9 protein-coding genes and 1 pseudogene are annotated in these 11,428 nt (G+C 62.3%); 5 read left to right on the top strand and 5 right to left on the bottom strand.

All coding sequences use genetic code 11. The features are described from left to right. Nucleotides 1-37 precede the first annotated feature (37 nt). Nucleotides 38-1,204 (bottom strand): MFS transporter, encoded by a 1,167-nt coding sequence (locus AB4N42_RS15210; protein WP_460114915.1) that lies wholly within the window; start codon nucleotides 1,202-1,204, stop codon nucleotides 38-40. A gap of 95 nt (nucleotides 1,205-1,299) precedes the next feature. On the opposite strand from AB4N42_RS15210, the gene AB4N42_RS15205 reads away from it, so the two are divergent. Then, entirely contained in the window at nucleotides 1,300-2,193 is an 894-nt protein-coding gene (locus AB4N42_RS15205; protein ID WP_030141748.1) for a LysR substrate-binding domain-containing protein, read from the top strand. A 23-nt stretch (nucleotides 2,194-2,216) separates the two neighbouring features. On the opposite strand, the pseudogene AB4N42_RS15200 reads toward AB4N42_RS15205, so the two are convergent. From AB4N42_RS15200 to AB4N42_RS15190, 3 genes and pseudogenes are all read right to left on the bottom strand, one after another. Beyond that, nucleotides 2,217-3,873 (bottom strand): annotated as a pseudogene (locus AB4N42_RS15200) (N,N-dimethylformamidase beta subunit family domain-containing protein). 51 nt (nucleotides 3,874-3,924) lie between these two features. Beyond that, nucleotides 3,925-5,250, bottom strand: coding sequence for an MFS transporter (locus AB4N42_RS15195; protein ID WP_030141750.1), 1,326 nt, complete (start codon nucleotides 5,248-5,250; stop codon nucleotides 3,925-3,927). Nucleotides 5,251-5,298: 48 nt separating this feature from the next. Further along, a complete protein-coding gene (locus AB4N42_RS15190) occupies nucleotides 5,299-6,549 on the bottom strand; it encodes an MFS transporter (protein WP_460114914.1) in 1,251 nt (416 codons plus the stop codon). Between the two features lie 102 nt (nucleotides 6,550-6,651). Between AB4N42_RS15190 and AB4N42_RS15185 the strand changes: the two genes are divergently transcribed. Further along, entirely contained in the window at nucleotides 6,652-7,620 is a 969-nt protein-coding gene (locus AB4N42_RS15185; protein ID WP_217859761.1) for an AraC family transcriptional regulator, read from the top strand. A 47-nt stretch (nucleotides 7,621-7,667) separates the two neighbouring features. Here AB4N42_RS15185 and AB4N42_RS15180 read toward each other — a convergent pair whose 3' ends face one another. Further along, nucleotides 7,668-8,474: a GntR family transcriptional regulator gene (locus tag AB4N42_RS15180; RefSeq protein ID WP_198795786.1), complete on the bottom strand. Its 807-nt coding sequence runs from the start codon at nucleotides 8,472-8,474 to the stop codon at nucleotides 7,668-7,670. Nucleotides 8,475-8,724: 250 nt separating this feature from the next. On the opposite strand from AB4N42_RS15180, the gene AB4N42_RS15175 reads away from it, so the two are divergent. The 3 genes from AB4N42_RS15175 to AB4N42_RS15165 all read left to right on the top strand — a co-directional run bounded on the left by AB4N42_RS15175 (nucleotide 8,725) and on the right by AB4N42_RS15165 (nucleotide 11,427). Then, the gene (locus tag AB4N42_RS15175; RefSeq protein WP_460114913.1) at nucleotides 8,725-9,738 is read left to right on the top strand and encodes an SIS domain-containing protein; all 1,014 of its coding nucleotides are present in this window, start codon (nucleotides 8,725-8,727) and stop codon (nucleotides 9,736-9,738) included. 2 nt (nucleotides 9,739-9,740) lie between these two features. Next, entirely contained in the window at nucleotides 9,741-10,595 is an 855-nt protein-coding gene (locus AB4N42_RS15170) for a PfkB family carbohydrate kinase (protein ID WP_460114912.1), read from the top strand. A 61-nt stretch (nucleotides 10,596-10,656) separates the two neighbouring features. Continuing rightward, nucleotides 10,657-11,427, top strand: coding sequence for an ABC transporter substrate-binding protein (locus AB4N42_RS15165; protein ID WP_264426765.1), 771 nt, complete (start codon nucleotides 10,657-10,659; stop codon nucleotides 11,425-11,427). The last annotated feature ends 1 nt before the right edge of the window (nucleotide 11,428 follow it).

Below are 11,428 nucleotides of genomic sequence, written 5' to 3'. Positions count from 1 at the left end.
CTCCAGCAGGATTGGGAACAGCGCATCCATGCCATCGTCAAACCGCCGCAGCCGCAACCATTCTGGAACGCCAGGCGAAAGCCAGCACCATCAGCAACCCCAGCCCCGCCATCGCCGCTCCAGCCAGGGAAATCGCCGGATAGCCCAAGCCCGCGTTGATCACCGCGCCGCCCAGCGCCGCGCCAATCGCATTGCCCAAGTTGAAGGCGCCAATGTTCACGGCCGAGGCCAGATTAGGTGCGTCCTTGGCGGCTTCCATCACGCGCATCTGCAAGGGCGGCACCAAGGCAAAACTGGCGATGCCCCAGATCAGGATGGCGATGGCCGCCGGGAGCGGCCAGCGCATCAGTGCGGTGAACGCCAGCAGGACGAGAATCAGCACGCCCAGCGAAACGATCAGGGTGCGGTCTATCGAGCGATCCGCGGCCTTGCCGCCCCACATGTTGCCCAGCGTCAGTCCGACGCCGAACAGCACCAGCATCGCCGTGATGAAAGTGGCGGAGGCATGGGTCTCGCTGCTCAGGATCGGGGCGATATACGTGAAGACAGTGAACATCGCACCTGAGCCGACCACGGTCAGGGCCAACGCGCCCAACACCGGGCCGCGCCCCAGTACCCGAATTTCGGCCAGCACGCCGATGCTTTGCGGCGCCGGCACGTTGGGCAAGGCGAACCACAGCGCCGCCATCGCCACCACGCCCAGGCCGGTAATTCCCCAGAATGCCGTGCGCCAGCCGAACAGTTCACCAAACCAGGCAGCCAACGGCACACCGCCGATCGTCGCCAAGGTCAGGCCCATGAACATCGCCGCGACCGCCCCGGCGCGTTTCTGCGGGGCGACCACGCTGGCCGCGACGATGGAGCCGACGCCAAAGAACGCACCGTGGTTCAGTGAAGTCACGACCCTGGCGGCCATCAGGCTGTAGTAATCGGTGGCCAGCGCTGACATCAGGTTTCCCAGGGTGAAAATCGCCATGAGTCCGATCAGCAGATAGCGCCGGGGAATCCTGCCGGTGGTCAGGGTCATCAGTGGCGCGCCGAGCAGTACGCCCAAGGCGTAGGCACTGACCAGCAGGCCTGCGGCGGGAATGGAAACGCCGAGATCTGCAGCGATCCCCGGCAACATGCCCATTGGGGCGAACTCGGTTACGCCGATGCCAAAGGCACCCATGGCGAGTGCAACAAGGGGTGGATTGATACGCATAGGAAGGCTCCTCATCTATGCTGCAAATGCTACGATGCGACCTTCTATGGCGGTAGATAGCCTTTCTTGCAAACACCTTTGCGTGTGGAGCACAAATGGACGTCAACGGCAGATCAGGTGAAATGGTTGTGTTCGCCGCGGTGGCGCAGGAAGGCAGCCTGTCGGCTGCCGCGCGTGCTTTGGGGCTGACACCCTCGGCGATCAGCCGGATCATCGCGCGAACCGAACTACGGCTGGGCACCCGCCTGCTGTTGCGCACCACACGAGCGATCACTTTCACCGCCGAGGGCGAGGCTTACCTGCGCGGCGCCCGCCGTATCCTGGCCGACATGGCCGAGGTCGAAGAAGCCGTCGCCGACCAAGGCGTACCCAAGGGCCGTTTGCGGGTCAGCGCCGCCCTCGGCCATGGTCGACAGACGATCGTGCCCTTGGTGGCCGCCTTCAGCGCCCGCTACCCGAACATCGTCGTCGACCTCACCCTCGGCGACGAAGTGGTCGACATTCTCGGCGGCCAGGCCGACGTGGCGGTGCGTTTCGGCCATCTGCCCGACAGCCCGCTGACCGCGCGCCGGATCGGCGACACCGGCCAAGTGGTGGTGGCTTCGCCCGAGTATCTGGAGCGCCACGGCACACCCCTGGAACCGGAAGATCTGCTGCGCCACAACTGCCTGCGCTTCAATTTTCGTCGTGCCGAACCCAACTGGCCGTTCATCCGCGATGGCAAAGCGTTTTCCCTGAAGGTCAGCGGCAACATCGAATGCAGCAGCGGCGAGGCGTTGGCACAACTGGCACGACTCGGCGCTGGCATCGCCCGTATCGGCGAGTTCACCGTAGCCAAGGATCTGCAACGCGGCGGCCTGGTGCCACTGTTGGATACCTGGAACCCCGGAGACCGGGAGCCGATACATGCAGTTTTCGTTGGGGGTTCGGCGATGCCGGCGCGGGTGCGGGTGTTTGTAGACTTTCTGCTGGAACATCATCGGATGTGAACAGCAGCTCTCCATCACAGCCATCAGGACGTATTCCGCAGGAAACGATCGAGCACATTTTTTGTGATCATCACGGTGTAAATATCTGCCTGCATGAGCCCATGTACCCATTCGCACGTGGCGGCAGTAAATACCTCACCTCGGCCTTTGTGGAAATGCACCACCATGCCTGCCCCGCGGCTGTGCCGGTGGACGCTGGCCTCGCTAAGGTCGGGCGCCAGGATGGAAGCACGAAACCGGGCATCGCCATCGCCTAGCATGAACGAATAGGCATCCTCGGATCGGCCATGCTCGGCATTGGTCGCCCAGCCCATGGCGAGGATTTGCAATCCGGCGGGCGCACCGTCCGTGCCGAGCGGTTCCGGGAGACCGTCGACAAATGTGTACTCCAGGCCATCCACCTCATAGCCAAAGATATTAGCTTCGTCCCCGAACATATCCGCGTAGCCCAGCCCCGTGCCCACAAACGCCCAGTGCCGGGGCCTGAAGACCGTGTACCCGCGAGGGCTGCGTGGTGCCATCCCCCCAAATGCGCCATATATTCCTCGCAAGGCGTTCACCCCAAACGTCCGTGCCCCTGGGTGATCCACCCTAGGATCTTCCCAGGCACCGGATAGCCGATGAAGGTCGGTAGCCGCCACGGGATCAAGGTCGCCGGCATCGTATTTGTAGGCCACCTGTTTCTGGCCCTCCTCCTCCAAGCGAATCTGCCACATGAAGTTGCTAGGCGAAGCGCGCAACCTTGCCGCCCCCTTCGACGAAGACATCGACGTGGTCGCGCATTTCCCGCGTCCAGTATTCGTCGTGTCCTATGAAGACGGCGCAGCTATAACCCTCAAGCGCCTGCGGATCCTGATGCAAATCGTCCTGGGTCAGGATGTCGACCGTATAGCCTTGCTGTTCGGCCCAGACCACAAAGGGTCTTTCGTAGGAGGCCCACCCCGCCAGCGCGTAGTACTTGGCGTAGCCGTTAAGAGATGCCCATTCGATGAACTCGTAGCGCGCCGGCCCGGGCTTGCGTTGCCGGGTAGCGTTGACAGAACGTGGCGCATCCTCGGGCAGCCAGACTTGCCCCCGCGCCCAGGGGCGTTGTGCCGAGAGCAATGGCGCGCGGCCCCTCGGCGTTCCGGGGTGGAGACCGAAGTAGTGATTGGCGCCGCCCCAGTCGTTGTAAGCAGCCCACGTCGATGTCGCCGCGACGAGCACCAAAGCGTCGGCACGCTTGCGCGCCGCCTTGATGATGAACAGGTGATGCCCGAGTACGCTGTCAGCACTATCGCGTACTTCCACTACATAGCCACCCGGGTCCGCATCACCCGGGATTGACCATTGCACGAAGACCGGCCATTGGCATCCCTGCTCGTAGGCACGTTCGGGCAACGGGTGGAAGCAAGCATCGAGGCTGTCGGTTTCGTGCAGCGTGCGAGCAACGGCTCCATCACGATAGATCCTGAGTCTCACTTGCGCTCGGTTCGAGGACAGATGCAGGCGCACCGAGTCACCCGGGCTATAGGAGCGGCGATCCGAGTAGCACCAAGCGGCCGCCGGGCCCGACTCGGAAGGGACTTCGACCCAGATCTCGCGCGCGGCCTGACGAGGCCCTGACGTCTGGCTGGCGGTCACGTTCGCGCCCGGTCGCTCACCTCGTGCTGCGGCATTCTTGAGGTCTGTTGAATTCATTGAATCGCACTCCTTGGATCCGCTGATCCGGCGGGTCTACATGCCAATTGATTAGTCCTGAGACAGCGCCACCGGCCGTGAGCCGGCAGCGGTTCGAGCACCGGGCGCCTCGATGTGCGCAAGATCGATGCCCGCCGTTTCGTCGATAAGAAAACCCGCCAGGACGGTAACCAGACCCAACCCCATGACGTAGCAGATGTACAAATAGCCAAGGTCGACGCCGCTGAGATAATTGTGCAAATAGGGCGCGGTGCCGCCAAAGAGCGCCACCGAAACCGACGACACCAACCCAACGCCCTGCGCCCGCGCCTGGGTCGGCACCTGCTCGGACAGCACTGCGGGAAAAATCGCCGCAATCAACGACCAGGCTCCCAACCCCACGACCTGGGCCAGGAACAGCGTGTAGGGTTCAACGGTCACCATTATCGAAATGGGATAGGTCAGCAGGATCACGCCCAGGCCCCAGGCGATGACCATGGGCCTGCGGCCGAAACGATCGGACAACATTCCGCAGACTGGCAACCAGCACACACAAAGGATTTGCGCGAAGAGACTGGCCACATAAGCACCCGTGGCGTCCATGCCCCGGGCAATGGCCGTCGAAGCACCGAAGGTGACCCACGCGTAGTAGGTGACATTGGCAGCCGCTGCAAGCATGACGATGTTGCGCGCCACTCGCAGCATCTCCCCCCTGGATAACTTGCGCGGCGGCCGAGCCTGCCCCTGCTGCTCCACGAACACGTGAGACTCCTGCGCACTGCGGCGCAAAAACAGCGCATAGATGCCGAGCAGCCCACCGATGGCGAAGCCAATCCGCCAGCCGTAGTCGGCCATGGCCTGCGCGCCCAATAGCCAGGTCAGTACCGCCGCCATGGCCGTCGCTGCCATCACCCCTAGCGTCACCCCGACATAGACCGAACTGGACCATAAGCCACGGTGCTTGCTTGGGGCGATCTCGGCGACATAGGTGTAGGAAACCCCGGTCTCGCCGCCATGGGCGAGCCCCTGCATAAGCCGGAAGAACAGCAGCGCGACCGAGGCATACAGGCCAATGCTTTCGTAGCTGGGGATGATCGCGATACCAAGGCTGCTGATCGCCAGCAGCAACATCGTGATGACCATGATGGCCCGGCGTCCCAATCGGTCGCTCAGGCGCCCAAACAGCCATCCGCCGATAGGACGCGCGACAAAACCCACCGCGAACACGGCGAGAGTCGCGAGCATTGCCGAGCGGGCATCAATCTTGTCGAATAGATTGCTGGCCAGGTACACCGAAAAGGTTGCGTACAGCGTCCAGTCGAACCACTCCAGCGCATTGCCTATACCTGCCGCGCGCAAAGATTTGAGGCGTCCTTGGTGAGACGTCGTATTGTTCATGTCTTATCTCCGGATTACGGATGGAATCGAGGCGGCTGCGAAGCCGGATCAGAGATGCAGCGCGGGCCTGGGCCGGGCATTGCCATGGGCGGAAGGAACCCGGACCCGCAACGCAATCAGCAACGCGGCCAGCAGCATCAGCACCGCCGCCGCCACGAATACGCCGACGCTGCCACCGAGGCTGAACATCGCACCGCCAGCGGCGGCGCCCGTTGCGATGGCCGACTGGACAGATGCCACCACCATGCCCCCGGCGCTTTCCGCCTGATCGGGTACCGCGCTGGCGACCCAGTTCGACCATGCCACCGGCACACCACCAAAGGCCAAACCCCAGATCGCCAGCAGCACCGCCTGCCCCGGCACCGAGGCGGGCAACAGAACCAACGCCAGTGCTGCAACGCCCACCAACGTCGGCATCAACACCAGGGTGGCCAGTGGACGGCGCTCAAGCAGCCATCCCGCCAACAACGTGCCGCCAAAGTTCGCCACACCGAAACCCAGCAGCATCAGTGACAACCCTTGCGGGTCGATGCCAGTGGTCCCTTCGAGGAGCGGTCGGACATAAGTGAACATCGCGAAGTGGCCGCTGTGCACCAGCACACAACCGAACATGCCCATGGCGATGCCCGGGCGCTGCAGCACTTCCAGTACGGTGCGCAGGCGTGCCGGCCTGCGCGGCGCAAGGCGCGGCAGCGTGAACGACTGGAAAACCAGGGTCACCACGCCGACTGCCGCCGCTGCAAAGAACGCGCTACGCCAGCCGTATAGCCCACCCAGGTAGCTGCCCAGAGGGACCGCAACCACCGTCCCGACGGCAATGCCGCTGAAAATGATAGAGAGCGCCCGGGGCAACAAAGCCCCCGGCACCAAGCGCATCGCCACCGCTGCCGCCATGCTCCAGAACCCGCCAAGGGCGATACCCAGCAAGATACGCATGACCAGCAGCACCGCGAGACTGGAGGAAACGGCGACCAGCAGATTGGAGGCGATCATCAATGTGGAAAAACCCAGCAGCACCCAACGGCGGTCGATACCGCGAGTCAGGCCTGGCACCAGCAGGCCAGCGAACAGTGCGATCACTGCAGTCACCGTTACCGCCTGGCCAGCCAACGCTTCGGACACCCCCAGGTCGGTCGCCATCGGCGTCAACAGGCTGGCCGGAAGGTACTCGGCGGTGAGTAATCCAAACACGCCCATTGCCAACGAAAACACGGCCATCCACGCGGGTGTGGCGGGTTCTACATCCGGCCCGGCGCCGAGATGGCTGTCGGATACGGCATTACAAACACAGTCAGTCATTGCACAGATCTCCCAATCCTCATTGCGATCCGCAGTCTAGGCGGGCGAATCTGGATGATCTATGATCGAAAACCTCCATTTTTTGACTGAAACACCTGAATCATGCCTACCGATCAGTTTGCCCTCTCCTCGGATCTCATCAATGAACTGTTGCGCGGCATGCGCCTGCGTGGCGTCGAATACCGGCGTATTCAAACCGGCCCAGCTTTTGGCCTGGGTTTCGCTGCCAAACCCGGGCATGCCTGGTTCCACTTTCTGGCAGTTGGCAATGCGGTGCTACGAATGGAAGACGGGGCCACCTATGCGCTGTCTGCCGGAAACGCAGTATTCATCTCCCATGGCGCGGCCCATCAATTGCTTTCCCATACGGATGTGCCTGTTCAGGACATCGACCATCTGGACGGCGCCCCCCTCGGTGAAACCGTGAGCGCGGTGGATACCGGAACCGATGCCAGGCCGACGCCGACCACCCTTTTGTTCAGCGGCTGCATGGAGTTTGAACTGGGCAGCATCCATGGCCTTGGCAAGCTGATGCCGGGCCTGATGCTGATCGACGCCGGCGGCCAGCGCTACCCCGGACTGGTGCCTATCCTGACCACCATGGAACGCGAGGTCAGCGCCGCACGTATCGGCTTCGCGGGCATACTTGCGCGATTAGCCGACGTGGTGGCCGCCATGGTCGTTCGCGGTTGGGTGGAGTGCGCCTGCGGCAATGCCTCTGGTCTGGTCGCTGCATTGCGCGATCCACGCTTGGCCAATGCACTCCTCGCGCTCCATCAACAACCGGGGCGCGACTGGACCGTTGCGCAGCTGGCGGAACAATGCAACACCTCTCGCTCAGCCTTCGCTGACCGCTTCCAAATGACGATTGGCATGGCCCCGTTGCGCTACGTGACCGAACTGCGGATGCGGTTGGCGAGCCAGTGGCTGACGCTCGAAAGGCTGCCTATTGAAGAGGTGGCGCAGCGCTTGGGCTATACCTCCCAGGCCGCTTTCAGTCGCGCGTTCAAGCGCATTACGGGCAAGACGCCTGGATTGAGTCGTCAGTCGGGGCAGTCCGCTGCTCCTTGACGACGAGAGGGAATCGTGGAGGAACCGTAGGGTGTCCGCGTTGGGCTTTACCCAGATGGGAAATGATGATCGGAATGCAGGCTGTTGACCCGACTGTCCGCCAATTTGAACACCACACGCTGGGGATGGTTGATCGAGACCAGGTATTCCACCGGCTGCCCTTGGCGGTCAAAAATCACACCTCGGTAGACCAGCGCGGCCGTCCCGGGCTCGACGTCGAGCAAGCGGGCCTCCTGGTCGCTCATCGTGGCGATGCTCAGTGTGCCCTCGTCACTTTCCATTTCGATCTGGTAGCGCGATAACAGCAACGCATACAACGAGGCCCCCTCGATCAGGTCTCCCGCCACGAGGTCCGGTGCGCGGGCTGCAGGGATGTAGCTGGTCTCTATGCAGAATGGCTTTTGATCCACCGTGCGCAGTCGCCTGATGGTCAGCAAGAGGTCGCCTTCCTGGATCTTCAGCAGTTTCGCCACGCGGGCATTGGCCTGGGTTTGTTCGAAGTAGAGCAATTTACTGCCCGGCCTGGCCCCCGCTTGTTCGACCACTTCGGCGATGCCTTTGCGCGCGACGGTATTGAGTGGCCGCTCGACGCCCGGACCGGTCACGAAGGTGCCGCGGTTGCCACGGCGCTCCAGGACCCCGCGATCGATCAGCGTTTGCAAGGCCTTTCGCAGCGTCATCCGGCTGATGCCCAGGTGCTCGGCCAGGTCCCGTTCCGCCGGTATCCGCTCACTCGGCCCGAACTCCGGGCGCTCCAGCATTTCCAGCAGGGCCTGGACGGCCTGCCAGGCCACCTGCTTGCGTTCGGGCGCCAGCAGGGCCACGTCGGAGGATTTGGAAGGACTAACTTTCATGGTCTACATCCTGGATTTATTTTTCTGTGCAACGGCGTGCCAACAGTACCCACTGAAACCATCGCAAACCCGCCAGCTTGATAATCAGACCCAATAAACGGTCCATTGCCTACCTTGAAAACTGCGGTGACGGTGCATTAGACCACGGAGGAAAAATCTTGTAATGGTATTTTTCGTGGTATAGCTTTTGGTCTACATGGTGATCATGAACCGCAACATGAACACCGCAACAAAGCCCCCAGGAGCTCACATGGCGATCCAGTTCAACCGGGAAGCATTCACCACTTCCTTGCAGCAATCCGTGCAAATCGTCGACGACGCGCAGCAGTTCGGCCAGGAACTGGCGACGCGAATCGACCGCATCTACTTCGTCAGCTGCGGTGCGCCCAACCGCATCATGCTCGGCTTGCAGTACTGGCTGGAGCGCTACAGCCACACACTGGAAGTACGCCGTTATTTCCCCGCCGATTTCATGGACATCGATCCGCCGCGCTTGGATGAACGCACCTTGGTGGTCCTCGCCTCCAAGTCCGGGACGACCCAGGAAACCATCGCCGCCGCGCGTTTTCTGCAGGACAAGCCCTGCCTCACCGTCGGCGTGACGCAAACCGCCGAGCTGCCGTTGGCCCAGGCTGTTCAACATTGCTTTTTGCTGGGACGTACCGATGAGGCGTACTTCGGTTGCTTCATGATCCTCCAGGCACTGGTCGGCGGCATCCTGGCCAAGCGTGAAGGCTGGCCGCTGCTGGACAAGCTCACTCACTCGCTCAAGGCCCTGCCGCAGGCCCTTGCCGACGCTGCGATCAATAACGACCGGCGCGCCACCGAAGAGGCGCGCCTGTACAAGGATGATCGCGTGATGTACTTCCTCGCGTCGGGCCCGATGTTCACCACCGCCTATGTATTCGGGGTCTGTGTGGTGATGGAAAGCCAGTGGTTGCATTGCCTGCCGGTGGAGGCTGCCGAGTTTTTCCACGGCCCGTTCGAAGCCACCGACGCCACCACCCCGCTGCTCCTGCTGGTGGGCGAAGACCCCAGCCGGGCGCAGATGGAACGTGTGGTGCGCTTCTGCCAGCGATACACCGAACGCGTCATGGTCTATGACGCCAAGGATTTCCCCATGGAAGGCATCGACCCGGAAATCCGCGCCATTGTCGCGCCCTACATCGTCGGCATCGCCGTGGAACGTATTGCCGCTCATCTCGCGGTCTGGCACCAGCAGCCGCTGACGACACGCCGCTACATGTGGAAGACGGAGTATTGAACATGGCCAGCCTGATCGCTGTCGGCGACAACACTGTGGATGTTTATCTGGACCGGAACATCGAGTACCCCGGTGGCAACGCACTCAACGTGTCGGTGTTTGCCGCCCGGCTGGAGGCTCGCAGCGCCTATCTGGGCTGCGTTGGCAATGACCGGCACGGCCAGTACCTGCTCGATTGCCTGAAACAGGAAGCCGTCGATGCATCCCATTGCAGAGTGCTGGTGGGAGCCAATGGCTGGGCTTGTGTCGACAGCATCGACGGCGAACGGGTGTTTCTCGGCAGCGATCCGGGTGTCTGCCACCAACTGCGACTCGATGGCGACGACTTGGACTATCTCGCGCAATTCCCGCTGGCCCATAGCAGCCTCTATAGCGGCCTCGAGAACCAACTGGCGCAGATCCGCCAGGCCAGTGGCTGCCTGTCATTCGACTTCTCGGACAACTGGGTCGAGTTCGATTGGCAAGCGTTGATCCGGCACGTCGATATCGCTTTTTTCTCGGCGGCCGACCTGTCGCCCAGCGAAGCCCGTGAACTGGCGGACTCGATGCGGGCGCTGGGCCCGGCAACGGTGGTCATCACCCGCGGCGCCCAGGGCGCGCTCGCAGTCGACGCACAAGGTGCGCATGAGCAGGCCGCGCGGCCCTGCGCGTTCGTCGACAGCATGGGTGCCGGCGACGGTTTTATCGCCGCGTTCCTGCTGGCATGGCAAGCGCGGCAAAACCTTGCCGAGTGTCTCGCACGGGGTGTCGACTATGCCGGCCAGGTGTGCGGCTGGGCCGGGGGCTTTGGCCATGGACAGGCCGTGGACAACCAACGCGCTCGACAACTCAAACACGCCTTGAACATTCAAGGCTGATGTGTGCTGCCCGGGTCTCTTCCCGGGACAGTTCTACCAACCTGTCGTGGATACCCTGTCGATGAAAAAATGTCTGATCGGTTTGATGCTCGTGGCCAGCCCGCTGATGACCTGGGGCGCCAGCGAAGAGCTGCGTTTCGGGGTCGACCCCACCTACCCGCCCTTCGAGTCCAAGCGACCGGACGGCTCGCTGACAGGCTTCGATATCGAACTGGGCGAAAGCCTGTGCAGCGAGCTGCAACGTCGTTGCGTCTGGGTCGAAAACGCCTTTGACGGCATGATCTCGGCCCTTAAAGGCAGGAAGTTCGACGGCATACTTTCTGCGCTCTCGATCACTGAAGCACGCAAAGCCGAAATCGCCTTCTCCGACACCCTGTACGACACCCCGGCACGCCTGGTGGCCCCGCAAGGCAGCCCACTGCAACCGACGGCCGAATCCTTGCGCGGCAAGCGCATCGGCGTGCAGCAAGGCAGCGTATTCGAAGCCTATGCAAAACGGATGTGGGGCCTCAAAGGCGTGGAAGTGGTGCCGTATCAAAGCAGTGACTTGACCTATTCGGACTTGATCAACGGTCGCCTGGACGCGGCATTCGACGATGCCATCGCCGTTTCCGAAGGCCTGCTGAAGAAGCCTATCGGCAAAGGCTTCGACTATGCCGGCGAGGTGGTCAAGTCACCGGAGATCTTCGGTCCGGGCACTGGCATCGGATTGCGTAAAAGCGATACCGCCCTCGCTGGGGAAATCAATCAGGCGCTCGAACGGATCCACCGTAACGGCACCTATGAGCGCATCGCCAGGAAATACTTCGACTTCGACATCTCGCCGAAATAAT

Source organism: Pseudomonas sp. H2_D02, from assembly GCF_054677635.1.
The sequence above is the reverse complement of the archived record's forward strand: the minus strand, read 5'-3'. Positions and strand labels throughout refer to the sequence as shown.